Annotated in this window: 19 protein-coding genes; 9 read left to right on the top strand and 10 right to left on the bottom strand. The window is 67.3% G+C overall.

What is annotated here, in order from left to right:
- Positions 1 to 17: 17 nt before the first annotated feature.
- From RD110_RS06945 to RD110_RS06930, 4 genes are all read right to left on the bottom strand, one after another.
- A complete protein-coding gene (locus tag RD110_RS06945; RefSeq protein ID WP_076197951.1) occupies positions 18 to 995 on the bottom strand; it encodes a beta-ketoacyl-ACP synthase III in 978 nt (325 codons plus the stop codon).
- A complete protein-coding gene (gene plsX, locus RD110_RS06940) occupies positions 992 to 2047 on the bottom strand; it encodes a phosphate acyltransferase PlsX (RefSeq protein ID WP_076197949.1) in 1056 nt (351 codons plus the stop codon). Before plsX ends, RD110_RS06945 begins: the two co-directional genes overlap by 4 nt.
- A gap of 127 nt (positions 2048 to 2174) precedes the next feature.
- Positions 2175 to 2357 (bottom strand): 50S ribosomal protein L32, encoded by a 183-nt coding sequence (rpmF, locus tag RD110_RS06935; protein ID WP_005794249.1) that lies wholly within the window; start codon positions 2355 to 2357, stop codon positions 2175 to 2177.
- Positions 2358 to 2506: 149 nt separating this feature from the next.
- Complete coding sequence (locus tag RD110_RS06930; RefSeq protein ID WP_076197947.1) at positions 2507 to 3055, bottom strand: YceD family protein; 549 nt, start codon at positions 3053 to 3055, stop codon at positions 2507 to 2509.
- 25 nt (positions 3056 to 3080) lie between these two features.
- On the opposite strand from RD110_RS06930, the gene RD110_RS06925 reads away from it, so the two are divergent.
- The gene (locus tag RD110_RS06925; protein WP_076197945.1) at positions 3081 to 3683 is read left to right on the top strand and encodes a Maf family protein; all 603 of its coding nucleotides are present in this window, start codon (positions 3081 to 3083) and stop codon (positions 3681 to 3683) included.
- An 11-nt stretch (positions 3684 to 3694) separates the two neighbouring features.
- A complete protein-coding gene (locus RD110_RS06920; protein ID WP_157900366.1) occupies positions 3695 to 4456 on the top strand; it encodes an SAM-dependent methyltransferase in 762 nt (253 codons plus the stop codon).
- Between the two features lie 7 nt (positions 4457 to 4463).
- On the opposite strand, the gene RD110_RS06915 is transcribed toward RD110_RS06920, so the two are convergent.
- From RD110_RS06915 to ppc, 5 genes are all read right to left on the bottom strand, one after another.
- A complete protein-coding gene (locus RD110_RS06915) occupies positions 4464 to 5486 on the bottom strand; it encodes a S49 family peptidase (RefSeq protein ID WP_076197941.1) in 1023 nt (340 codons plus the stop codon).
- Positions 5487 to 5514: 28 nt separating this feature from the next.
- Positions 5515 to 5877 carry a Rieske (2Fe-2S) protein gene (locus RD110_RS06910; protein ID WP_076197939.1) on the bottom strand — a complete coding sequence of 121 codons (363 nt, stop codon included), beginning with the start codon at positions 5875 to 5877 and terminating at the stop codon, positions 5515 to 5517.
- Positions 5878 to 5899: 22 nt separating this feature from the next.
- The gene (locus tag RD110_RS06905) at positions 5900 to 6565 is read right to left on the bottom strand and encodes an HAD family hydrolase (protein ID WP_076197937.1); all 666 of its coding nucleotides are present in this window, start codon (positions 6563 to 6565) and stop codon (positions 5900 to 5902) included.
- Positions 6555 to 8000 (bottom strand): mannose-1-phosphate guanylyltransferase/mannose-6-phosphate isomerase, encoded by a 1446-nt coding sequence (locus RD110_RS06900; RefSeq protein ID WP_076197935.1) that lies wholly within the window; start codon positions 7998 to 8000, stop codon positions 6555 to 6557. Before RD110_RS06900 ends, RD110_RS06905 begins: the two co-directional genes overlap by 11 nt.
- A gap of 118 nt (positions 8001 to 8118) precedes the next feature.
- Positions 8119 to 11106 (bottom strand): phosphoenolpyruvate carboxylase, encoded by a 2988-nt coding sequence (gene ppc, locus RD110_RS06895; RefSeq protein ID WP_394329443.1) that lies wholly within the window; start codon positions 11104 to 11106, stop codon positions 8119 to 8121.
- 55 nt (positions 11107 to 11161) lie between these two features.
- On the opposite strand from ppc, the gene hemC reads away from it, so the two are divergent.
- From hemC to RD110_RS06875, 4 genes are read left to right on the top strand one after another with little or no spacing between them, the layout of a single operon-like run.
- Positions 11162 to 12079, top strand: coding sequence for a hydroxymethylbilane synthase (gene hemC / locus RD110_RS06890; protein ID WP_076197931.1), 918 nt, complete (start codon positions 11162 to 11164; stop codon positions 12077 to 12079).
- Positions 12080 to 12095: 16 nt separating this feature from the next.
- Positions 12096 to 12884 carry a uroporphyrinogen-III synthase gene (locus RD110_RS06885; RefSeq protein WP_076197929.1) on the top strand — a complete coding sequence of 263 codons (789 nt, stop codon included), beginning with the start codon at positions 12096 to 12098 and terminating at the stop codon, positions 12882 to 12884.
- Positions 12881 to 13981 (top strand): uroporphyrinogen-III C-methyltransferase, encoded by a 1101-nt coding sequence (locus RD110_RS06880; protein WP_076197927.1) that lies wholly within the window; start codon positions 12881 to 12883, stop codon positions 13979 to 13981. The genes RD110_RS06885 and RD110_RS06880 overlap by 4 nt, the downstream gene beginning before the upstream one ends.
- Before the next feature lie 3 nt (positions 13982 to 13984).
- Positions 13985 to 15262: a heme biosynthesis protein HemY gene (locus RD110_RS06875; protein ID WP_076197925.1), complete on the top strand. Its 1278-nt coding sequence runs from the start codon at positions 13985 to 13987 to the stop codon at positions 15260 to 15262.
- Between the two features lie 226 nt (positions 15263 to 15488).
- Here RD110_RS06875 and RD110_RS06870 read toward each other — a convergent pair whose 3' ends face one another.
- Entirely contained in the window at positions 15489 to 18608 is a 3120-nt protein-coding gene (locus RD110_RS06870) for an Rne/Rng family ribonuclease (RefSeq protein WP_076197923.1), read from the bottom strand.
- A 541-nt stretch (positions 18609 to 19149) separates the two neighbouring features.
- Here RD110_RS06870 and RD110_RS06865 point away from each other — a divergent pair.
- The 3 genes from RD110_RS06865 to RD110_RS06855 all read left to right on the top strand — a co-directional run bounded on the left by RD110_RS06865 (position 19150) and on the right by RD110_RS06855 (position 23215).
- Positions 19150 to 20154 (top strand): RluA family pseudouridine synthase, encoded by a 1005-nt coding sequence (locus tag RD110_RS06865; RefSeq protein WP_076197921.1) that lies wholly within the window; start codon positions 19150 to 19152, stop codon positions 20152 to 20154.
- An 82-nt stretch (positions 20155 to 20236) separates the two neighbouring features.
- A complete protein-coding gene (pilB, locus tag RD110_RS06860) occupies positions 20237 to 21973 on the top strand; it encodes a type IV-A pilus assembly ATPase PilB (protein WP_076197919.1) in 1737 nt (578 codons plus the stop codon).
- A gap of 24 nt (positions 21974 to 21997) precedes the next feature.
- Positions 21998 to 23215 carry a type II secretion system F family protein gene (locus tag RD110_RS06855; protein WP_076197917.1) on the top strand — a complete coding sequence of 406 codons (1218 nt, stop codon included), beginning with the start codon at positions 21998 to 22000 and terminating at the stop codon, positions 23213 to 23215.
- Positions 23216 to 23223: the final 8 nt, after the last annotated feature.

The raw sequence follows: 23223 nt of genomic DNA, 5'->3' as shown, positions 1-23223 counted from the left end.
GACATCTGCGCAGGCTGCTATAGATTCAATAACACCGCGCCCCAGGTGAAGCCACCGCCCACGCCTTCGAGCATGAGGGTCTGACCCGGCAAGATCCTGCCGCCGCGCACACCGGCGTCGAGCGCGAGCGGAATCGACGCCGCCGAGGTGTTGCCGTGCTGGTCCACCGTGACGATGACCTTGTCCATCGGCAGCTTGAGCTTCCTGGCCGTGCTCTGCATGATGCGGATGTTGGCCTGGTGCGGGATCAGCCAGTCGATGTCGGCCTCGGTCTTGCCGGCCTTGGCCAGCGTGGCACGCGCCGCTTCCTCCAGCACACCCACGGCCAGCTTGAACACGGCCTGGCCGTCCATCTTAAGCAGGGGAAGGCCCAGCACCTCGCCGCCGGACACATGGCCGGGCACGCAGAGGATGCCCACGTGTTTGCCATCGGCGTGCAGGTCGCTGGCCAGGATGCCCGGCGTTTCGGACGCCTCGAGCACCACAGCGCCCGCGCCGTCGCCGAACAGCACGCAGGTGGTGCGGTCCGAGAAATCGAGGATGCGCGAGAAGACTTCCGAGCCGATCACCAGCGCCTTGCTGGCCGCGCCGGTCTGGATCATGGCGTCAGCCACGGTGAGCGCGTAGACGAAGCCGCTGCACACGGCCTGCACGTCGAAGGCCGCGCAGCCGGCGACGCCGAGCTTGTGTTGCAGGATGCAGGCGGTCGACGGGAACACCATGTCCGGCGTGGATGTGGCGACGATGATCAGGTCGATGTCCTTGGCGTCCAGGCCCGCGGCCTGCAGCGCGCTCTGCGCGGCAGGCAGGGCGAGGTCGCTGCTGGTGACGTCTGGGGCGGCGAAGTGGCGGGCACGGATGCCGGTGCGCTCGACGATCCATTCGTCGGAGGTTTCCACACCGCGGGTCGCCAGTTCGGCGGCCAGGTCAGCATTGGTCAGGCGGCGGGGCGGGAGATAGCTGCCGGTGCCGGTGATGCGCGAATAACGTCTCATAAATTGGTCGATGCGACCGCCTCCGGCGCGACCACCGCATCGGCACCCGACAACAGCGGTGCAGCATGCGCGATACGTGCCTGGACACGGTCCAGCAGTTGATGGCGAGCCGCATCATACGCCCGGTTCAGGGCCTGCTCGAAGGCGAAGGCATCGGCCGATCCGTGGCTCTTGAACACCAGCCCGCGCAGGCCGAGCAAGGCGCCGCCGTTGTGCCGGCGGTAATCCATGCGCTTCTTCAGCGCCGTGAGCACCGGATAGGCCAGCACCGCCGCCACCTTGGTGAAGGCATTGCGCGAGAACTCGGCCTTGAGGAAGTTGACGATCATCGTCGCCAGGCCTTCGCTGGTCTTCAGCGCCACATTGCCGACGAAGCCGTCGCAGACCACGATGTCGGTCGTGCCCTTGAAGATGTCGTTGCCCTCGACGTTGCCGTAGAAGTTCAGGTCGCCGGCCAGGCCCGCGGCGCGCAGCAGTTCGCCGGCCTGCTTGATGATTTCATTGCCCTTGATCGCCTCTTCGCCGATGTTGAGCAGGCCGACCGTGGGGTTTTCGTTGTCGCTGAGCACCGACACCAGGGCGGAGCCCATCACGGCAAACTGCAGCAGGTGCTCGGCCGTGCAATCGACGTTGGCACCGAGGTCGAGCACCGTGGTGGCGCCGCCCTTGGCATTTGGAATCTGCCCCGCGATGGCCGGCCGGTCGATGCCGTCGAGCGTCTTCAGCACGTAGCGGGCGATGGCCATCAGCGCGCCGGTGTTGCCGGCCGACAGCGCGGCCTGGGCGGCACCGTCCTTGACCTGCTGGATCGCCACCCGCATCGAGGAATCCTTCTTGCGGCGCAGGGCGACTTCGATCGGGTCGTCCATGCCGACGACTTCGCTGGCGGCGACGACCCTGGCACGGGCGTGCGAGAACGCCGCCAGGCTCGCGGGCAGGCCCACGAGCAGCAACTCGGCATCAGGGTGAAGATCGAGGAATTGCCGGCACGCCGGCAGCGTGACCTGGGGGCCGTGGTCGCCCCCCATGCAATCGACAGCGATGGTGATCATGCGGGATCGACGCGGTCCGGGCACTGCTGACAGGAAAGGACAGCCATCAAAAACGGCCCGTGGCTACTTGCACCGTAGCGACGGGCCTGCATGCGAATGCCGGAAAGAGAAAAGGGCCGGAAGCCGATCAGGCTTCGGACTTGTTCTTCAGGACCTGGCGACCGCGGTAGAAACCGTTCGGGCTGATGTGGTGGCGCAGGTGGGTTTCGCCCGTGGTCGGCTCGACCGCGATGCCGGGTACGTTCAGTGCGTTGTGCGAACGGTGCATGCCACGCTTGGACGGGGACTTCTTGTTCTGTTGGACTGCCATGATCGGCTCCTGGATAAATGCGTTTAAAAAAATTTAAACGGTTGAGATGGGAGGAAATGCGACAAAAGAACTGACCCAGCCTTTTCGCGCGAAGCCTTTGATTATAGCCCAAGTCCTCTTCGGTGGCGACTCCGGCGTCGCCGGCCGATTCAGTGCGGCTTGCCGCCCTTGAGCCTGGCGAGCGCCGCGAACGGCTTGGGCTTGTCGGCCAATGCCGCTTCGAAATCCTCGTCCGCCACTTCGAGCTTCACCTCCGTCGGGCACACCTCGTGGCGTGGCACGAGCGGCATTTCCATCAGCAATTCGTCTTCGATGAGTGCGGCCAGGTCGAACGCCGGATCGAGCGCAAGCACTTCCTCCTCGGCTTCCTCGTCGAGCAGGGCCGCGGTTTCCTCGTCGGCGACGAAACGGAAGGCGCGGTCCACCACCAGCGGAATCTCCACCGGCAGCAGGCAACGTTGGCAGGTCACCGGCACGGTGGCGTCAGCCTGCAGGTGCAGCCAGATCTCGGAGGGCTCGCCGGGCACGGCACGCATCTCGCCTTGCGCCGACCAATTGACCGCCAAATCGGCACCCTGCCCTTGCGATTCCTCCATCAGGCGCTCGTATTTTTGTAGCGTATCGTGCGCGGAACGCGTGCCGGATGACTGGGCAAACGCTCGCACGTCGAGCGGAATGGCGAAGCTGTCTTTTTTCATTGGCGCAGTGTAAGAGAATCAAAGCATGCCTTCCACGCCCCATTCCCCTACCCGCAAGCTGATCCTGGGCTCGACCTCGCCCTACCGCCGCGAACTCATGCAGCGCCTGCGCCTGCCGTTCGACGTGGTCGCGCCCGAGGTCGACGAAACGCCGCGCGCGGGCGAAACCCCGCACGATCTTGCCAAGCGACTGGCTTTGGCCAAGGCCCAGGCCGTGGCACGCCAACATCCTTCGGCCGTGGTCATCGGTTCCGACCAGGTCGCCGATCTGAATGGCGAGCCGCTCGGCAAACCCGGCGACCATGCCCGTGCGGTGGCGCAATTGCGCCGCATGCGCGGCCAGACCATGATCTTCCAGACCGCCGTGGCCGTGGTCTGTGCAGAGGCCGGCTTTGCGCAAAGCGCGCTGGCGCCGGTGCGCGTGGTGTTTCGCGCGCTGTCGGACGACGAGATCGAAGCCTACCTGCAGGCCGAGCAGCCTTACGACTGCGCCGGCAGCGCCAAGAGCGAGGGCCTGGGCATCGCCCTGCTCGACGCCATCGACAGCGACGACCCGACGGCGCTCATCGGCCTGCCGCTGATCCGCACCTGCCAACTGCTGCGCGCCGCCGGCGTGAAACTGCTGTGAGCGCGCCCGCCCTGCAGCGCGGCCGCCTCTTCCTCGTGCCCGCGCCGCTCGATTTCGGCTGCGAGACCCAGGCACCGCTGACCGACGCCCTGCCGCTGGGCACCCTGCAGGCCGCAGCCGGCCTGCAGCACTGGATCACCGAAAACGCCAAGTCCACCCGCGCCTACCTCAAGCGCGTGAACGAGATCGTGCCGCTGGCGCAACCGATCCAGGCGCTGGACATCCAGGAACTGCCGCGCGAAGTACACAAGAAGGGCGACCACGGCGGCAATTTCGACGCCACGCCCTTGCTCGCACCCGCGCTGCAGGGTTTCGACCTGGGTCTGCTGAGCGAAGCCGGCATGCCGGCGGTGGCCGATCCGGGCTCCTCGGTGGTCCGGGCAGCGCATGCGCTCGGCCTCGAGGTGCGGCCGCTGGTCGGCCCGGTGTCGCTGCTGCTGGCGCTCGCCGCGAGCGGGCTCAACGGCCAGAACTTCGCCTTCGTGGGTTACCTGCCGCAGGACGCGACGGAACGCGGCCAGCGCATCCGCGAACTCGAATCGCTGGCCCTGAAGACCGGCCAGACCCAGTTGTTCATCGAAACGCCCTACCGCAACGCGGCCCTGCTGCAGGCACTGCTACAAACTTTGCAGCACAACACCCGGCTCGCCGTGAGCAGTGGACTCACGCTGTCGGTGCAGACCATCCTCAGCGACAGCGCCAAGGGTTGGAAGCAGCGCAATCTGTCGGAACGCGTGACGGGTCAGCCGGCCGTCTTCGCGATCGGCCGCTGATCAAGTCTCAACGCAGGGCCGGCAGCGAACGCAGCGCACGCACGCTGCCTTCGCCGATGGCCGCGCCGAAGCGCTTGGCCAGGCGCTCGGCCACGTTGTCGCGGCGCGTGTAGTCGATCAGTTCCTCGGCCTTGACCACTTCGCGGGCCACGTAGTCGAGGTTGCCGAGGTGGTCGGCCAAACCCATCTCCACGGCCTGCTGACCGCTCCAGAACAGGCCGCTGAAGGTTTCAGGCGTTTCCTTGAGGCGGTCGCCACGGCCGGCCTTGACCGCGCCGATGAACTGCTGGTGGATCTGGTCGAGCATGGCCTGGGCGTAGGCGCGCTGCTTTTCGGTCTGCGGGCTGAACGGATCGAGGAAGCCCTTGTTTTCGCCCGCGGTGAGCAGCCGGCGCTCGACGCCGAGTTTTTCCATCAGGCCGGTGAAGCCGAAGCCGTCCATCAACACGCCGATGCTGCCGACGATGCTGGCCTTGTCGACGAAGATCTGGTCGGTGGCCACGGCGATGTAGTACGCGGCCGAGGCGCAGGTTTCCTCCACCACGGCGTAGACCGGCTTCTTGTGCAGGGCCTTCAGGCGGCGGATTTCATCGTTGATGATGCCGGCCTGCACCGGGCTGCCGCCTGGCGAGTTGATCAGCAGCACCACGGCCTGGGCGCCTTCGTCCTCGAAAGCGCTACGCATCGCGGCGATCACGAATTCGGCGCTCGCATCGGCACCGGCGGCGATTTCGCCCTTGATCTCGACCACGGCCGTGTGCGCGGTGGTCTTGTCGGCGGTGGGCTGGGCCTTGGACAGCCCCATCCAGGCCACGATGACGAAGAAAGCCAGCCAGGCCAGGCGCACGAAGGTCTTCCAGCGGCGCGTGGCCTTCTGCTCGGCGAGCGCGGCGAAGGCAAGTTTCTCCAGCGCGGCACGTTCCCAGCCGACCGCCTGTCCGGGTGGCGGCGATGCAGCCGGGCCGCTGGGCGGCGCGGACGAGAAGGTCGGCTCCCGGTCGGGGCTGCCGGGAAGATGGGGATCGGTCATGTTGGGGAACTCGTGGCGAAAGAAAAGACTAAAAAACAACAGGCAACAACTGGGCCCGAGTATGCCAGTGGACCACGCCGTCGAATTCCGAAAGCTCGATTTTCACCAGCCCGCCGCGGCACGGCCCGCCGCCGCACTGCCCGGTGTCGGGCCGGTACACGGCGCCATGGGTGGCGCAGATCAGCCATTCGCCGGTGTGGTCGAAGAAGCGGTTGGGCTGGTAGTCGAGCTCCATCGGCACGTGGGAACAGCGGTTCAGGTAGGCATGGGCCTGGCCGTTGTAGCGGATGGCGAAGGCCCGGCAGGTCTGGCCGAGGTACAGGACGTCGAAGGGCACGGCCTCGCCGCCGTCCTGCAGATCGCGCGAATTGCACAGCGGGATGATGTCCATGGGCCGTGCGCGTCCGGGTTGTCTAGGCGTTGGCCAGCAGCCAGTCGTGCAGTTCGCGCACCGAATGCGCGATGGCGCGCGGCTTGAGCACTTCGAAGTTTGCCGGTTCGTGGGCGCCGTAGCTCACGCCGACGCTGGCGCAGCCGGCATTGACCGCCATCTGCAGGTCGTGCGTGGTGTCCCCGATCATCAGGGTGCGTTCGGCCGGCACGCCGAATTCGCGCATCAGCTCGTGCAGCATGCGCGGATGCGGCTTGCCGGCGGTCTCGTCGGCGGTGCGCGAGCCGTCGAACAGGCCTTGCAGCGCCACCGTGTGCAGCGCCTCGTCGAGGCCGCGGCGCGACTTGCCGGTGGCCACGGTCAGCACGTGCTGGCGCGACTTCAGATCGGCGAGCATCGTCAACACGCCGTCGAACAGGCTGATGTCGTTCTGGTGCACCAGGTAATGGTGGCGGTAACGCGCGCCGAGCTCGGGGTATTTTTCGGGCGGTACGTCGGGCGCCGCATGGGCCAGCGCCTGCATCAGCGCCATGCCGATCACATAGGAAGCCGCCTCGTCACTCGGCACCGTGCCGCCCACGTCGCGCACCGCCTCCTGGATGCAGCGCGTGATGATGGCGGTCGAATCGAACAGCGTGCCGTCCCAATCGAAGGCGATCAGGTCGAACTGCCGCTGGCTACCGCCCATACACGTCTTCGAATCGGACGATGTCGTCCTCACCGAGATAACTGCCGGACTGGACCTCGATCATCTCCAGCGGCACGCGCCCCGGATTCTCCAGCCGGTGCGTCGTGCCCAGCGGGATGTAGGTCGATTCGTTTTCCGACACCAGGTAGGTTTCCTCGCCGCGCGTGACCTTGGCCGTGCCGCTGACGACGATCCAGTGTTCGGCGCGGTGGTGGTGCATCTGCAGCGACAGCGTGCCGCCCGGCTTGACCACGATGCGCTTGACCTGGAAGCGCGCGCCGTGGTCCACGCTGTCGTACCAGCCCCAGGGCCGGAACACCTTGCGGTGCAGCTGGCCTTCGGAGCGCTTGTTCTTCTTCAGCTGATCGACGATCTTCTTCACGTCCTGCGTCTTGTCCTTGTGCGCGACCAGGATGGCATCGGCGGTCTCGACGACGACCATGTTCTCCACGCCCACGCAGGCGATTAGCCGGCCTTCGGACAGCGCCAGCGTATTCGTGCAGTCCTGCAGCAGCACGTCGCCCTGCGCCACGTTGCCGGCGTCGTCTTTCGGCAGCACCTGCCACAGCGCATCCCAGGCGCCCACGTCGGACCAGCCGGCCGACAGGCCGATCACCACGCCCGGCGGCAGTTTGCCGCCATCGGCGCTGGCGATGCGCTCCATCACCGCGTAGTCGATCGAGTCGCTCGGGCAGGTGCCGAAGGCTTCCTTGCCGACCCGCACGAATTCGCCGTCGGTCTTGCCCGCGTCCCAGGCGGTCTGGCAGGCTTCGAGAATGTCCTGGCGGCAGGCGCCGATGGCGGCCAGCCAGACGGAGGCACGCACCATGAACAGACCGCTGTTCCAGGCATAGGTGCCGGCGTCGAGGTAACTCTGGGCCGTGGCCAGGTCGGGCTTCTCGACGAAACGCGCGATGAGCTTGGCGCTGCCGTCACCGCCGCCGAAGGCCGCGCCGGACTGGATGTAGCCGTAGCCGGTCTCCGGTGTGTCGGCGGTGATGCCGAAGGTCACGACCGCACCTTCGGCGGCCAGCGCCGCGCCCTGGCGCACCACGGCCTGGAAGGCGGCCGTGTCGAGGATCACGTGGTCGGCCGGCATCACCAGCAGCACCGGATCGGTGCCGTCACGCCTGGCCGCCAGCGCGGCCAGCGTCAAGGCCGGCGCGGTGTTGCGGCCCGTGGGCTCCAGGACGATGGTGCCGGGCTGGCCCATCAGGCGCAGCTGTTCGGCGATGACGAAGCGGTATTCCTCGTTGCACACCACCATCGGCGGTGCGAGCTCACCCGCGCCCAGGCCCTCGAGCCGGCGCACGGTCGCCTGCAGCAGCGAGTCTGCGCCGATCAGCGGCAGCAACTGCTTGGGGTACTTTTCGCGCGACAGTGGCCACAGGCGTGTGCCCGAACCGCCGGAAAGAACGACCGGTTGAATCAACATGAAGGCTCCAATCAAAAACGAATCCGGCTGCGCAAGCACACTGGCGAACGAAAGCCAAGGGGGTTTGCGAGTGCTATTGGCTTCATTATTGCAGAGGGCCCGCCCGCTCCCGGTGACATCAGCCCGTGTTGCGCAGGCCGGCGGCGATGCCGTTGATAGAGATGTGGATGCCGGTCTGCACCCGCTGGTCGCCCTGCCCCGCGCGGTAACGCCGCACCAGTTCGATCTGCAGGTGGTGCAGCGGATCGATGTAGGGGAAGCGATGGCGGATCGAGCGCTGCAGCGCCGCATTGCCCGACAGCCGTTGTTTTTCGCCGGTGATCAGCACCAGCGCATTCGCCGTGCGGTGCCATTCGGCCTCGATCGCCTGGAAGATCTTCTTGCGCTGGCGCGCATCGGCCACGAGTTCGGCATAACGCGAGGCCAGGGCCAGGTCGCTCTTGGCCAGCACCATGTCCATGTTGCTCAGCAAGGTGCTGAAGAATGGCCACTGGCGGTACATTTTTTGTAGCACGGCCAGCGCTTCCTTCCTGCCCGAGGGGCCATTTTCGTTGAGCAAGGCTTCCACGGCGGAACCGAAGCCGAACCAGCCCGGCAATGCCAGACGGCACTGGCCCCAGCTGAAGCCCCAGGGAATCGCGCGCAAGTCCTCGATGCGCTGCGTGGCCTTGCGTGAGGCCGGGCGCGAGCCGATGTTGAGTTCGGCGATTTCCCGTATCGGTGTGGAATCGAAGAAATACGAGGTGAAGCCGGGCGTCTCATAGACCAGCGCGCGGTAAGCCGCCATGCTGGCGTCCGACAGTGCGGCCGCCGCCTTCAGGAAAGCCGGCGTCGCGGGCTTGGTCGGCTGCAGCAGCGTGGCCTCCAGCGTGGCCGCCACCAGGGTTTCCAGGTTGCGCCGGCCGATCTCCGGGTTGGCGTATTTGGAGCCGATGACTTCGCCCTGCTCGGTGAGCCGGATCTGGCCGCGCACCGTGCCCGGCGGCTGGGCCAGGATGGCCTGGTAGCTCGGGCCGCCGCCGCGGCCCACCGTGCCGCCGCGGCCGTGGAACATGCGCAGCGTGATGTTATGGCTGTTGGCCAACTCGTCGAACAGGTCGACCAGCGCGATCTCGGCGCGGTACAGCTCCCAGTTGCTGGTGAAGATGCCGCCGTCCTTGTTGCTGTCGGAATAGCCCAGCATGATGTCCTGCTCGGCGCCGCTGCGCTGCACCAGTTTGGCGATGCCGGGCAAGGCATAGAACTCGCGCATGATCGGCGCGGCATTGCGCAGGTCTTCGATGGTTTCGAACAGCGGCACGACGATCAGGTCGTTCGTTGCCTTCTGGTCCAGCGTGCCGTGCATCAGGCCGACTTCCTTCTGCAGCAGCAGCACTTCCAGCAGGTCGCTCACCGTCTCGGTGTGGCTGATGATGTAGTGGCGGATCGCCTGCGCGCCGTAGCGCGCCCGCACGGTGCGGGCTGTCTCGAAGATGGCGATTTCGTGTTGCGTGTGGTCCGAATAGGCCGCCCCGACCACGCGCAGCGGCCGCGCGTCGTTCAACAGGCGCAGCAGCAGTTCGCGCTTGGCCATTTCGTCGAGCGCGGAATAACTGGATTCCACGCGTGCCACCGCCAGCAGTTCGGCCACCACTTCCTCGTGCTTGTCCGAACTCTGGCGCAGGTCGACCGTGGCCAGGTGGAAGCCGAACACTTCGACCGCGCGGATCAGCGGATGCAGGCGGGCCGCGGCCAGCGGCGCGCCGTGGTTGGCCACCAGCGAGGCTTCGATGGTGCGCAGGTCGGCCAGGAAATCCTCGGCCAGCAGGTAGGCGTTCTGCGGCGCCACCGCATGGCGCGCGGCATCGCCGCCGGTCAGGTCCTTGAGCGTGGCGGCCAGGCGTGCGTACATGCCGGTCAGGGCCAGGCGATAGGGCTCGTCCTGGCGGTGCACGTTGGTGTCGGGCGAACTCTTCGCGAGTGCGACCAGTTCCGCCGACATGCCCACCAGGCCACCCGACAGCGACAACTCGCCGCCGAGGTAATGCACCTCGGTGAGGTAGTGGCGCAGCGCCATCTCGGACTGGCGGCGCAACGCGTATTCGAGGGTCTGCGCGCTCACGTTGGGGTTGCCGTCGCGGTCGCCGCCGATCCACTGGCCCATGCGCAGGAAGCTGTGCACCGGCTGGTTGCCCAGCTCGCGCTCGAGGTCGGCATACAGCCTGGGAATCTCGCGCAGGAAGGTGGATTCGTAGTAGCTCAGCGCGTTTTCGATTTCGTCGATCACGGTGAGCTTGGACATGCGCAGGAGTCGGGTCTGCCAGAGCTGCATCACGCGCGCCCGCAGTTGCGCCTCGTTGGCCGCCAGTTCGCGCGGCGTGACGGCGTCCTTGCCGCCACCGGAGAGCGCGGCGCGGGTCTTGATCTCGTCGCGCGTCACCAGCAGTTGGGCGATGTCGCGTTCGGCATCGAGGATGCTCTTGCGCTGCACCTCGGTCGGGTGCGCGGTGAGCACCGGCGCCACATAGCTGTGGGCCAGCGTCTGGGCGATCGTCTTGGGCGAGATGCCGGCCCAACGCAGCCGCGCCAGCGCCACCTCGATGCTGCCTTCCTGCGTGTCGCCGGCGCGTTCGTGGACCGCACGGCGGCGGATGTGATGCCGATCCTCCGCCAGGTTGGCCAGGTGGCTGAAATAGGTGAAGGCGCGGATCACGCTCACCGTCTGGTCGCCCGACAGGCCCTTGAGCAGCTTCTTCAAGGCCTTGTCGGCCTCGGCATCCGCGTCCCGGCGGAACGCCACCGACAGCTTGCGCACCTGCTCGATCAACTCGAACGCGGCCACGCCTTCCTGCTCGCGGATCACGTCGCCGAGAATGCGGCCGAGCAGGCGGATGTCTTCGACCAGCGGGCGCTCGTTGTCCTTGGCGCGGGCGCCGGGCCGGGCCGGCGAGGCGGCATTGGCGTTGGTGGAAGTGCCGGAGGGAGAATTGGGCGCGCGCTTGGCGCCGCTGTCCTGGTCTGCCGTGGTCATGCGGGAAGCTTCCTGGGAAGGCTGAAGGGCTGGGGTGGACCTGCTGCGGCGCCGTCCGGCGCACCGGCGGCCAAGCAGGTGGAAGGCAGACCGCATGCTAGCATTGACCATCCCCTTTTCAGGGCCTTTTGATTACCAACAGGTTACCGGTTTGAGTTCATCCCCCTCTCTGCGCATCGTCATCGCCACCCGCGAAAGCCGGTTGGCCCTGTGGCAGGCCGAACACGTGCGATCCCTGCTCGCCAAGCTGGGCCACCAGGTCGAACTGCTGGGCATGACCACGCGCGGCGACCAGATCCTGGACCGCTCGCTGAGCAAGGTCGGCGGCAAGGGCCTGTTCGTGAAGGAGCTCGAAGTCGCGCTGGAGGAAGGCCGCGCCGACATCGCCGTGCATTCGCTGAAGGATGTGCCGATGGACCTGCCCGAAGGTTTCGTGCTGGCCTGCGTGATGGAGCGCGAAGACCCGCGCGACGCCTTCGTCTCCAACCGGTATGCGACGCTCGCGGCCGTTCCCGACGGCGGCGTGATCGGCACCTCGAGCCTGCGCCGCACCGTGCTGCTGCGCGCGCTGCGGCCCGACCTGCGCATCGAACCGCTGCGCGGCAACCTCGACACGCGGCTGCGCAAACTCGACGAAGGCCAGTACGACGGCATCGTGCTCGCCGCCGCCGGGCTGATCCGCCTGGGACTGGCCGAACGCATCCGCGCCGTCTTCGATCCGGTGGCCATGCGGCCGGCCGCCGGCCAGGGCGCCCTCGGCATCGAGGTGCGCGCCGACCGGCAGGACCTGATCGAGGCGCTCGCGCCCCTGGCCCACGCGCCGACCTGGCAGGCCGTGACGGCCGAACGCGCCGTGAGCCGCGGCATGGGCGGCAGCTGCTCGATGCCGCTGGCGGCGTTCGCGCAATGGGACGGCACCGCGCTGCAGCTCGATGCGGCCTGGGGCGCCACCGAAGGCCCGGGCCCGTTGGTGATGGCCACGGGGCGCGCCACCGTCACCAACGTGGCGGATGCGGATGCGCTCGGCCAGGAGGTCGTGGCCCGGCTGCGCGCAGGCGGCGCGCACTGAAGCCCCCCGACGCGACATGCCCGTGCGCGTGATCGTCACCCGGCCGCAACACGACGCCGAACGCTGGGTGGCCGAGTTGCAGGCGCGCGGCATCGGGGCCGAGGCGCTGCCGCTGATCGACATCCGGCCGGCCACCGACCCCCACCCGGTGCACACGGCCTGGCGACAGCTCGCCAGTTACCAGGCTGCCATGTTCGTCAGCGGCAACGCGGTCCAGCATTTTTATGCCTCCAACCGGGCTGTGGCCGGGATCAATCCAGCGCCAGCAGCTATCGATACAAGAGCATGGGCTACCGGCCCGGGCACACTCGCGGCGCTGCACCAGGCCGGCGTTGATCCCGCGTTGATCGACGCACCGGCCGCCTCGGCCGGGCAGTTCGATTCGGAAGCGCTGTGGCAGATCGTCGGCCCCCAGGTGGTGGCGGGCAGCCGCGTGCTGATCGTGCGCGGCGGCGCACCCGGCGGCGAAAGCGCGGGCCGCAACTGGTTCGCGCGGCAACTCGACGCGGCCGGCGCGCAGGTGGACTTCGTCGTGGCCTACGAACGCCATCCACCGCAGTGGACGCCGGCGCAGGCGCAGAGGGCCCGGCAGGCCGCTCGCGATGGTTCGGTCTGGCTGCTCAGCAGCTCGGAGGCCATCGGCCACCTGGCGCAGCGCATGCCCGCCGACACCCTGGCCGGCGCACGCGCCGTGGCCACGCATCCACGCATCGCACAGGCGGCGTACGAGGCCGGCTTCGGTGTTGTTTGCGAGTCACGGCCGACCCTGGACGACGTGGTGGCCTCTATAGAATCGCTCGCATGAATGCTGAGTTCCCCATCGAGCCTGCCGCCGCGCCCGCTGCGGCCGCCTCCGCGCCGGCCACCCAGCCCATCGGCAGCACAGCGGATGCACCCGCTGCGCGCAAGGCGGCCTCGTCGTCGGGCGGCCGGGGACTGGTCTGGGGCGTGGGCCTGATCGCGGTCTTGTCCCTCGCGGGCAACGCATTGCTCTGGCAGAAACTCGCCACCATCCAGGAACACCTCGCCCGGCAAAGCGCCGACGCGGGTGCGCAGGCCGTCGAGGCGCGCACCATGGCGCGCCAGGCGCAAGACCTCGCGCGCGATACCGCCGCGCGCCAGGCCGTCTCCGACGCCCGCCTCAGCGAAGCCACCCTGCAGCGCGGCCAGCTCGAGGAGCTGATGCAAAGCCTGTCGCGCTCGCGCGACGAGAACCTGGTGGTCGACCTCGAATCCGCGCTGCGGCTGGCACAGCAGCAGGCGCAGCTCACCGGCAGCGTCGAGCCGCTGCTGGCCGCGCTCAAGACCGCCGATGACCGCATCGTGCGTGCCGCCAACCCGCGCCTGGCACCGCTGCAGCGGGCCATCGCTCACGACACGGACCGCATCAAGGCCGCCAGCGTCACCGACACCCCCGGCTTGCTGGTCAAGCTCGACGACCTGGTGCGCCAGGTCGACGACCTGCCCACGCTCAACGCCTTCCTGCCGCTCGGCCCCGGCGGCAACGGCACCGTGCCCGCCCCGCCGCCCGTGCCCGCGGTGTGGTGGCACCGCGCGCTCGACGTGGTCTACCAGGAAGCCCGCAAGCTGCTGCGCGTGAGCCGCATCGACCGCCCCGAGGCCGCGTTGCTGTCACCCGAGCAGACCTTCTTCCTGCGCGAAAACCTCAAGCTCAAGCTGCTCAACGCCCGGCTCGGCCTGCTGGCGCGGCAGATGGAATCGGCCCGCTCCGACCTGGCCGCGGCCAACGCCATGCTCAACAAATACTTCGACCCGGCCGCGCGCAAGACCCAGGCCACCTCCGGCCTGCTGTCCCAGGTGCAGGCGCAGATGAAGGCCGTCGAATTGCCGCAGGTCGACGAAACGCTCGCCGCGTTGGCCACCGCCGCTGCTGGCCGTTAAAGCATGAGAGCGATTGCCTGGCTACTGGCCCTGTTCGCCGCGGCGGTTGCCGTGGCGCTTTTTGCCGGCGACAACCAGGGCACGGTGACGCTGTTCTGGCCGCCCTACCGCGTTGACCTGTCGCTGAACCTCGTGTTGCTGCTGCTGGTCGGCAGCTTCGTCGTGCTGCACCTGGCGCTGCGCGCCCTGGCTGCGCTGTTCTCCATGCCGCAGCAGGCCCGGCGCTGGCGCGTGCAGCAGCGCGAGCGCGCCATGCACGCCTCGCTGCTGGACGCACTGTCGCACCTGCTGGCAGGCCGTTTCCTGCGCGCGCGCAAGGCCGCCGAGGCCGCGCTCGGCCAGGAACAGGCCCTGACCGCCAGCGGCCACCATCTGGCCCATGCCGACAAGCTGCGCGCCATGTCGCACCTGGTCACCGCCGAAAGCGCCCAGGCGCTGCAGGACCGCGCGACGCGCGACGAGCATTTGCTGCTGGCCATCGACAACACCGCCCAGCGCGACGCCCAGGAAACCCGCGAAGGCGTGCAGTTGCGTGCCGCGCGCTGGGCCCTCAGCGACCGCGATGCCCATGCCGCGCTGCAGTGGCTCGACGCCCTGCCCCAGGGCGCGGCCCGGCGCACGCTGGCACTGCGTGCCCGGCTCAAGGCCGCCCGGCTGGCGCGCCAGACCATGAATGCCCTGGAAACCGCGCGCCTGCTGGCCAAGCACCGCGCGTTCTCGCAGGACGGCGCCCAGAGCCTGCTGCGCAACCTGGCAATGGAGCTCATCAACGACGCGCATGACCCCGCGCAACTGCAGCGAGCCTGGGGCCAGCTCGACAGCGCCGAGCGCCAGATGCCGGAGGTCGCAATCCACGCCGCGCAGCGCCTGGCCGCGCTGCAAGGCGACGTCGCCCAGGCGCGCCAGTGGCTGCTGCCGATCTGGGAGCGGCGCATGGCCCAGCCGGAAGCCTGGAGCGAGAGCCAGTCGATCAAGCTGATTCGCGCGCTGGAAGCCGGTTTCGCTGCCTCCGAGGACCCGATCGACCTGCCCTGGCTGCACCGCATCGAAGCCGCCCAGCAACGCCATGGCCGCGATGCCAATTTGCAGTACCTGGCCGGCATGGCGTGCCTGCGCCACCAGCTCTGGGGCAAAGCCCAGCAGTTGCTCACGCAGTCGGTGCAGAACCTGCAGGACACGGGGCTGCAGCGCAGCGCCTGGCGTGCGCTGGCGACACTGGCCGAACAACGCGAGGATGAGGCGGCGGCGCGCGAGGCCTACAAGCGGGCTGCGACGGTCTGAGGTTTCGACAAGGCCTCTGGTGTGCATGACCAGGCCCTTCGACAAGCTCAGGGCGAACGGGAAGAAGATTGGATTGCTCCAATAGACAGCGCTGCAAAGCAGTCGGCCCGTTCCCCGTTCCCCGTTCCCCGTTCGGGCTGAGCTTGTCGAAGCCTTACGAGTTGGACACTGAGGATCCCCCAAAAAAAATGGACCCGAAGGTCCATTTTTCATTTCAGCGCGGTGCTCAGAACGGCAGTTGCATGTCGCTCAGGTTGCGCTTGGTCTCGACCATCACCAGCGGCTCGTTCTGCACCACGATCGCCGGTGGGCGTTCGCGCGGGACGTGGACCGGCTTGGGCTCGGCAGCAATCGCGGCCTGGACGGCGGCGGCGCGTTCGGCATCGGTGCCAACCCATTGCAGGCCGGAGCTTTGCGCCACTTCGGCGAGTTCGACCAGCGGCAGCACGAAGGCCTGGGCCTTGGGCAGCGACGACGCGGCAACAGCCGGCGCCGGCGTCGCCACCGGTGCCGCAACGGGTGCGGGTGCAGGTGCGGAAGCGGCCACGGGTGCGGCCTGGACCGGTGCCGGCGCAGCGACGGGCGCAGCCGGTTCGGCCGCCAGCGCCACCTCGTTCGGCACGAAGGCCGCAGGCGCACTGGCGCCCTCGGCATCGGCGCCTTCACGCGGTGCGCGGTCCTTGCGGTCGCGGCCGTAACGGTCACGCGAGCGTTTCTCGCGGCGTTGCGGCTCGGCGCCTTCCGCCGTTTCGACGCGCTCACCGCCGTCGGCGGCATTCACGGCCGCCTCGGGCTGGGCCGAGGGGGCTGCTGCGGTCGATGCCGCGGCCACCGCGAAGTAGGACGGACGCTCCGGACGTGCGGCCGGTTCGGCGTCCACGCGTTCGGCGGCGGCTGGTGCCTCGGCCGACAGTTCCTGGCCACCGTCGGTGCGGGCTTCGTTGCGCTCGCGGCCGGGCTGCCCCTCTTCGCGCGGACCACGTTCGCCACGGCTGCCGCGACCGCCTCTTCCGCCACGCTCGCCGCGTTCACGGCCTTCGGGACGTTCACCACGTTCGCCAGGCTGGCGTGGCGCGCGTTCAGGACGTGCTTCCTGGCTGGCGCCTTCGACCGATGCGGCCGCCGCATCCTGGCCTGCCTGCCCCTGGGCCAGCGCTTCGGGTGCGAGGTTCGCGGTTTCCGCGTCCTGGCGTGGGCGGCGTTCACCGCGTCCGCGGCCACCGCGGCCGGTCTGGCCTTCTTCACCGGCGACTGGTGCGGGGCGTTCGTTGCGTTCACCACGTTCGCCGCGTTCCGGACGATCGCCGCGCGGCGGGCGCTCGGCGCCGTTGCGTGCGGCGCCGCGTTCCTGGCCTTCACGGGGCTCGCGTGGTTCACGCGGTTCGCGCAGTTCACGGCTTTCGCCGTCGCGCGGCGCGCCACCGCGTCCACCGCGACCGCCGCGGCCTTCGACTTCCTCGCGGCCACCTCGGCCACCACGGCTACGGCCAGCGCCCCCTTCACGGCCGCCTTCGCGGTTGCCGCGGCCATCACGGCCTTCGCGTTTTTCTTCGGTCTTCGCCGCCGGTGCGGGCGGTGCCGCGACCACAGGGGCCGGCGCCGGTGCCGGCTTCACGCCGAACAGACCCTTGATCCAGCCGAAGAAGCCGGTTTCCGCAGGCGCTGGCGCGGGTGGGGCGACCACCGGCGCAGGTGCCGGCGCGGCCACTTCCGCCACGGGCTTGGGCACGGCCACCGGCGCGGGTGCGTCGGGCAACACGCCCTTGATCACCGGCGTCTGCTTGTTGGTCGGCTCCTGCGAGCGGCGCGTCACCGAGGTGGCGTCGTCGATCTCGTCGGCCATCTTGTAGCTGGCCTCGATGTGGTCCAGGCGTGGATCGTCGTGCTTCAGGCGTTCGAGCTTGTAGTTCGGCGTCTCCAGCGTCTTGTTGGGCACCATCAGCACATTGATGCGCTGCTTGAGCTCGATCTTGGCGATCTCGGTGCGCTTCTCGTTGAGCAGGAACGAGGCCACGTCGACCGGCACCTGGCACAGCACGGAGGCCGTGTTGTCCTTCAGCGATTCCTCCTGGATGATGCGCAGGATCTGCAGCGCGGAGCTTTCCGTGTCGCGGATGTGGCCGGAGCCGCCGCAACGCGGGCAAGGGATCGAGGCGCCTTCCGACAACGCAGGCCGAAGCCGTTGCCGGCTCATTTCCATGAGGCCGAACTTGCTGATGGTGCCGAACTGCACGCGGGCGCGGTCCTGGCGCAGCGCGTCGCGCAGGCGGTTTTCCACGTCGCGGCGGTTGCGCGACTCTTCCATGTCGATGAAGTCGATGACGATCAGGCCGCCCAGGTCGCGCAGGCGCATCTGGCGGGCCACTTCCTCGGCGGCCTCCAGGTTGGTGCGGGTGGCGGTTTCCTCGATGTCGCCGCCGCGGATGGACCGGGCGGAGTTCACGTCCACCGACACCAGGGCTTCGGTGTGGTCGATCACGATGGCGCCACCCGAAGGCAGCTGCACGGTGCGCGCGTAGGCCGACTCGATCTGGTGCTCGATCTGGAAGCGGCTGAACAGCGGCGCGTCGTCGCGGTAGCGCTTCACACGGGCGGCGTGCTCGGGCATGACGTGGGCCATGAACTGCTGGGCCTGCTCGTACACGTCGTCGGTGTCGATCAGGATGTCGCCGATGTCGTGGTTGAAGTAGTCGCGGATGGCGCGGATCACCAGGCTCGATTCCTGGTAGATCAGGAAAGCGCCCTTGCCGCCCTTGCCGGCACCGTCGATGGCGCTCCACAGCTTGAGCAGGTAGTTCAGGTCCCACTGGAGTTCGGGCGCGCTGCGGCCGATGCCGGCGGTGCGCGCGATGATGCTCATCCCGTTCGGGTATTCGAGCTGGTCCATCGCTTCCTTGAGCTCGGCCCGGTCGTCGCCTTCGATGCGGCGCGACACGCCGCCGCCGCGCGGGTTGTTCGGCATCAGCACCACGTAGCGGCCGGCGAGCGACACGAAGGTGGTGAGGGCCGCGCCCTTGTTGCCGCGTTCTTCCTTCTCGACCTGGACCAGCAGCTCCTGGCCTTCGCGGATCACGTCGCTGATGCGGGCCTGGTTGACCGGCACGCCCTGCGTGAAGTATTGCTTGGAGATTTCCTTGAACGGCAGGAAGCCGTGGCGGTCTTCGCCGTAGTCGACGAAACAGGCTTCGAGCGATGGCTCGACGCGGGTCACGACCGCCTTGTAGATGTTGCCCTTGCGCTGTTCGCGCCCTTCGATCTCGATCTCGTAGTCGAGCAGTTTCTGCCCGTCGACGATGGCCAGCCGGCGTTCTTCGGCCTGCGTGGCATTAATCAGCATCCGTTTCATGGTGCGTTTCCTTTACCGGGCCGCCTCGGCCCGGAACTGTTGGGTATCACATGCTCAAAATGAGCCTCTTGATGCCGGAACAGACGCCTGGAAACGAAGGGAATTGCCGGAGAGCCGCGTCATGTGAGCCAGGGCTCGCGGTTGAGCGGTATGGGCGCGTGGAGGGAAGCGAAGGTGCGCCGCGATCGACTTGCTACCGAATTCGTAGCTGACTGCGCAGGCGGGGCGTGCTGGACAGGCGATCCCATGCCGAAAAGCGGGGGCAGAAGCCACCGCAAGCAGAGTTGAATCATCACCATCAGCACAAAGAGTTTCTCGCTTCGATCCGCCGGACAAGTGCCGCTTGCGCGGCGCTTGCCAGGTTGAGGGTATTCCGTATCAGGGTTTCCAGGGGCGTCGGCTCGACCCGCAACCGCTTCCTGCCACCAGCGCCAGGGTCGCTTGGTTTGCAGGAAAACGCCTCGGGAGGCATCGACTTCGCAGCGAAATCGCTTGGGTGCTCTAAACTTGTGATTAATCAAGCACTTACGACACTACGCTGGTGAAAAACATTATAGGTGCTAACAAGCCCCCTCTCGCGCCTGAAGTCAAATTGGTAACAGTTGATGAAGATGGCGCCGGTCAGCGGCTGGACAACTTCCTCATGCGCCACCTCAAAGGGGTGCCGAAAACGCACGTCTACCGCATCATCCGCAGCGGCGAGGTGCGCATCAACAAGGGGCGCGCGGCCGCCGACACACGGCTGGCCGAAGGCGATGTGGTGCGGCTGCCGCCGGTGCGCACCTCCGAACGCGCCACCGAAAAGGCCGAGGCCATGGCCGAGGCGGTGCACGCCGCGCCGGCACGCGAATTCCCAGTGATCTTCGAAGACGACCACCTGCTGGCCATCGATAAGCCCGCCGGCGTGGCGGTGCACGGCGGCAGCGGCGTGAGTTTCGGAGTGATCGAGCAGCTGCGCATCGCGCGGCCGGGCGCGAAGTTCCTGGAACTGGTGCACCGGCTGGACCGAGAGACCTCGGGCATCCTGCTGATCGCCAAGAAGCGCAGCGCGCTCACCCGGTTGCAGGACCAGTTCCGCGAACGCGAAACCGGCAAGACCTACCTGGCCCTGGTGCAGGGCGCCTGGCCGGCCAACAAGAAGGTGCTCGACAAGCCGTTGCACAAATACCTGCTGCCCGACGGCGAGCGGCGCGTGAAGGTGGTCGCCAGGGACGACCCGGACGGCATGCGCTCGCTGAGCCTGGTGAAGGTGCGGCAAAAGCTGGCCGGCTACAGCCTGCTCGAGGTGACGATCAAGACCGGCCGCACGCACCAGATCCGCGTGCACCTGGCCAGCGAAGGCCACGGCATCGTGGGCGACGACAAATATGGCGATTTCGAGCTGAACAAGGCGTTGCAGAAACAAGGCCTCAAACGCATGTTCCTGCATGCCTGGCATCTGACGCTGAACCATCCCGGCACGGGCGAACCGATGGCGCTTGATGCGCCGTTGCCACAGGAGTTGCAGGCCTTCATGGACGCGCAACCGGGTGTGGGTGCAAACTAGGGCGGTACACAGTTTTATTTACACCCCATCCTGAATCAAGGATGATTCGGTAACTTTATGCTACCTGCTACATTTTGGGCTTATGGCCGCAGTCGATTCGTTTAAACAGGACGCCCCCACGGTCGCGCTGCCAGGGCTCGGCCGCGCACTGATACTGGCCGGCAAGCTCGGTCAAAAAGCGGCGGAAGACATCTACCGCAAGGCGCAGACCGGCCGCACCAGCTTCATTGCCGAACTGGTCGGCTCGGGTGCCGTGTCGGCCTACGATCTGGCGCACACCATGTCCACCGCGTTCGCGGCACCGCTGCTGGACATCGAGGCCATCGACCTGCAGCGCCTGCCCAAGGACCTGCTCGACGCCAAGATCTGCCAGGCCTACCGCGTGGTGGTGCTGAGCAAGCGCAACAACCGGCTGATCGTCGCCACGGCCGACCCGTCCGACCAGGAGGCTGCCGAGAAGATCAAGTTCTCCACCCAGATGGGCGTGGACTGGATCATTGCCGAATACGACAAGCTCTCCAAGCTGGTCGATGCCAGCGCGGTATCGGCCAACGAGGCCATGGAAGGCCTGGTCGGCGGCGGCGATTTCGATTTCGAGGACAGCGTGATCTCTGCGGCCGCCGACGTGGCCGAGGTGAACACCTCCGAGGTCGAAGACGCGCCGGTGGTGAAGTTCCTGCACAAGATGCTGCTCGACGCGTTCGGCATGCGCGCCTCCGACCTGCACTTCGAGCCCTACGAACACAACTACCGCGTGCGCTTCCGCATCGACGGCGAACTGCGCGAGATCGCCTCGCCGCCGGTGGCCATCAAGGAAAAGCTGGCCTCGCGCATCAAGGTCATCTCGCGGCTGGACATCTCCGAGAAACGCGTGCCGCAGGACGGCAAGATGAAGCTCAAGGTCGGCCCCGACCGCGTGATCGACTTCCGCGTGAGCACCCTGCCCACGCTGTTCGGCGAGAAGATCGTGATCCGGATCCTGGACCCGAGCAGCGCCAAGCTCGGCATCGACGCGCTCGGCTACGAACCCGAGGAAAAGGCGCGGCTGATGCATGCCATCGGCCGGCCCTACGGCATGATCCTGGTGACCGGGCCCACCGGCTCGGGCAAGACCGTGTCGCTCTACACCTGCCTGAACCTCTTGAACAAGCCGGGCGTGAACATCGCCACCGCCGAAGACCCGTCGGAAATCAACCTGCCCGGCGTGAACCAGGTGAACGTGAACGAGAAGGCCGGACTGACCTTCGCCGTGGCGCTCAAGTCCTTCCTGCGACAGGATCCAGACATCATCATGGTCGGCGAAATCCGCGACCTGGAAACCGCTGACATCTCGATCAAGGCCGCGCAGACCGGCCACCTGGTGCTGTCCACGCTGCACACCAACGACGCGCCGACCACCCTCACCCGCATGCGCAACATGGGCATCGCGCCGTTCAACATCGCCTCCAGCGTGATCCTGATCACCGCGCAGCGGCTGGCGCGGCGCCTCTGTCCGCAGTGCAAGACGCCGCTGGACATCCCGAACAAGACGCTGCTCGAAGCCGGCTACGAGGAAGAAGAACTCGACGGCAGCTGGCAGACCTACGGCCCGGTCGGCTGCTCGGCCTGCAACAACGGCTACAAGGGCCGTGTCGGCATCTACCAGGTGATGCCGATCTCCGAGGAAATCCAGCGCATCATCCTGCGGGACGGCAATGCGCCGGAGATCGCCGCCCAGGCCAAGCGCGAAGGCGTGCGCTCGCTGCGCCAGGCCGGCCTGTACAAGGCCAAGCTGGGACTGACCTCGCTGGAAGAAGTGCTCGCGGTGAGCAACGAGTAAAAGAGAGATCCACCAAGGTTACCCATGGCAACAGCAGCGTCCAGAGACATCAAGGAATTTGTCTTCGAGTGGGAAGGCAAGGACCGCAATGGCAAACAGGTGCGCGGCGAAACCCGTGCCGTGGGCGAAAACCAGGTCCAGGCCACGCTGCGCCGCCAGGGTGTGTTCCCCACGAAGATCAAGAAGCGCCGCATGCGCTCGGGCAAGGCCATCAAGCCCAAGGACATCGCCATCTTCACGCGCCAGCTGGCGACGATGATGAAGGCCGGCGTGCCGCTGCTGCAGGCCTTCGACATCGTGGGCCGCGGCAACACCAACGCCAGCGTGACCAAGCTGCTCAACGACATCCGCTCCGACGTGGAAACCGGCAGCTCGCTCAGCGGCGCGTTCCGCAAGTTCCCGATGTACTTCAACAGCCTTTACTGCAACCTCGTGGAAGCCGGCGAGGCCGCGGGTATCCTGGAGTCGCTGCTCGACCGGCTCGCGGTCTACATGGAGAAGACCGAGGCCATCAAGTCGAAGATCAAGTCGGCGCTGATGTATCCGGCCTCGGTCATCGTGGTGGCTTTCGTCGTGGTGGCGGTGATCATGATCTTCGTGATCCCGGCATTCAAGGAGGTGTTCAGCAGCTTCGGGGCCGACCTGCCCGCGCCCACGCTCCTGGTGATCGCCATCAGCGAGGTCTTCGTCGCCTACTGGTGGCTGATCTTCGGCGGCATCTTCGGCGCGTTCTACTTCTTCATGCAGGCCTGGAAGCGCAACGAGAAGATGCAGATGTTCATGGACCGGCTGCTGCTCAAGGTGCCTGTCTTCGGCGCGCTGATCGAGAAATCCTGCATCGCCCGCTGGACGCGCACCCTGTCGACCATGTTCGCGGCCGGCGTGCCGCTGGTCGAGGCGCTCGACTCGGTGGGCGGCGCGTCGGGCAATTCGGTGTTCGCCATCGCCACCGAGAAGATCCAGCAGCAGGTCTCCACCGGCACCAGCCTCACCGCCGCTATGACCAACGCCAACATCTTCCCGTCGATGGTGCTGCAGATGTGCTCGATCGGCGAGGAATCCGGCTCGATCGACCACATGCTCGGCAAGGCCGCCGACTTCTACGAAGCCGAGGTCGACGACATGGTGGCCGGCCTGTCGAGCCTGATGGAGCCGATCATCATCGTGTTCCTCGGCACCTTGATTGGCGGCATCGTGGTGTCGATGTACCTGCCGATCTTCAAGCTCGGCCAGGTGGTCTGATCCGGCCC

This window comes from Rhodoferax koreense, from assembly GCF_001955695.1.
GTDB lineage: Bacteria > Pseudomonadota > Gammaproteobacteria > Burkholderiales > Burkholderiaceae_C > Rhodoferax_B > Rhodoferax_B koreensis.
The sequence above is the reverse complement of the archived record's forward strand: the minus strand, read 5'-3'. Positions and strand labels throughout refer to the sequence as shown.

Excerpts from the sequence above, each read along its gene's own strand:
- RD110_RS06875 (WP_076197925.1), top strand. The coding sequence starts at position 13,985 with ATGAGAGCGATTGCCTGGCTACTGGCCCTGTTCGCCGCGGCGGTTGCC.
- pilB (WP_076197919.1), top strand. The coding sequence starts at position 20,237 with ATGGCCGCAGTCGATTCGTTTAAACAGGACGCCCCCACGGTCGCGCTG.
- RD110_RS06885 (WP_076197929.1), top strand. The coding sequence starts at position 12,096 with ATGCCCGTGCGCGTGATCGTCACCCGGCCGCAACACGACGCCGAACGC.
- rpmF (WP_005794249.1), bottom strand. The coding sequence starts at position 2,357 with ATGGCAGTCCAACAGAACAAGAAGTCCCCGTCCAAGCGTGGCATGCAC.
- RD110_RS06925 (WP_076197945.1), top strand. The coding sequence starts at position 3,081 with ATGCCTTCCACGCCCCATTCCCCTACCCGCAAGCTGATCCTGGGCTCG.
- RD110_RS06900 (WP_076197935.1), bottom strand. The coding sequence starts at position 8,000 with ATGTTGATTCAACCGGTCGTTCTTTCCGGCGGTTCGGGCACACGCCTG.
- RD110_RS06905 (WP_076197937.1), bottom strand. The coding sequence starts at position 6,565 with ATGGGCGGTAGCCAGCGGCAGTTCGACCTGATCGCCTTCGATTGGGAC.
- RD110_RS06870 (WP_076197923.1), bottom strand. The coding sequence starts at position 18,608 with ATGAAACGGATGCTGATTAATGCCACGCAGGCCGAAGAACGCCGGCTG.
- RD110_RS06855 (WP_076197917.1), top strand. The coding sequence starts at position 21,998 with ATGGCAACAGCAGCGTCCAGAGACATCAAGGAATTTGTCTTCGAGTGG.
- RD110_RS06910 (WP_076197939.1), bottom strand. The coding sequence starts at position 5,877 with ATGGACATCATCCCGCTGTGCAATTCGCGCGATCTGCAGGACGGCGGC.
- RD110_RS06945 (WP_076197951.1), bottom strand. The coding sequence starts at position 995 with ATGAGACGTTATTCGCGCATCACCGGCACCGGCAGCTATCTCCCGCCC.
- plsX (WP_076197949.1), bottom strand. The coding sequence starts at position 2,047 with ATGATCACCATCGCTGTCGATTGCATGGGGGGCGACCACGGCCCCCAG.
- RD110_RS06880 (WP_076197927.1), top strand. The coding sequence starts at position 12,881 with ATGAATGCTGAGTTCCCCATCGAGCCTGCCGCCGCGCCCGCTGCGGCC.
- ppc (WP_394329443.1), bottom strand. The coding sequence starts at position 11,106 with ATGCGGTCTGCCTTCCACCTGCTTGGCCGCCGGTGCGCCGGACGGCGC.
- RD110_RS06915 (WP_076197941.1), bottom strand. The coding sequence starts at position 5,486 with ATGACCGATCCCCATCTTCCCGGCAGCCCCGACCGGGAGCCGACCTTC.
- RD110_RS06930 (WP_076197947.1), bottom strand. The coding sequence starts at position 3,055 with ATGAAAAAAGACAGCTTCGCCATTCCGCTCGACGTGCGAGCGTTTGCC.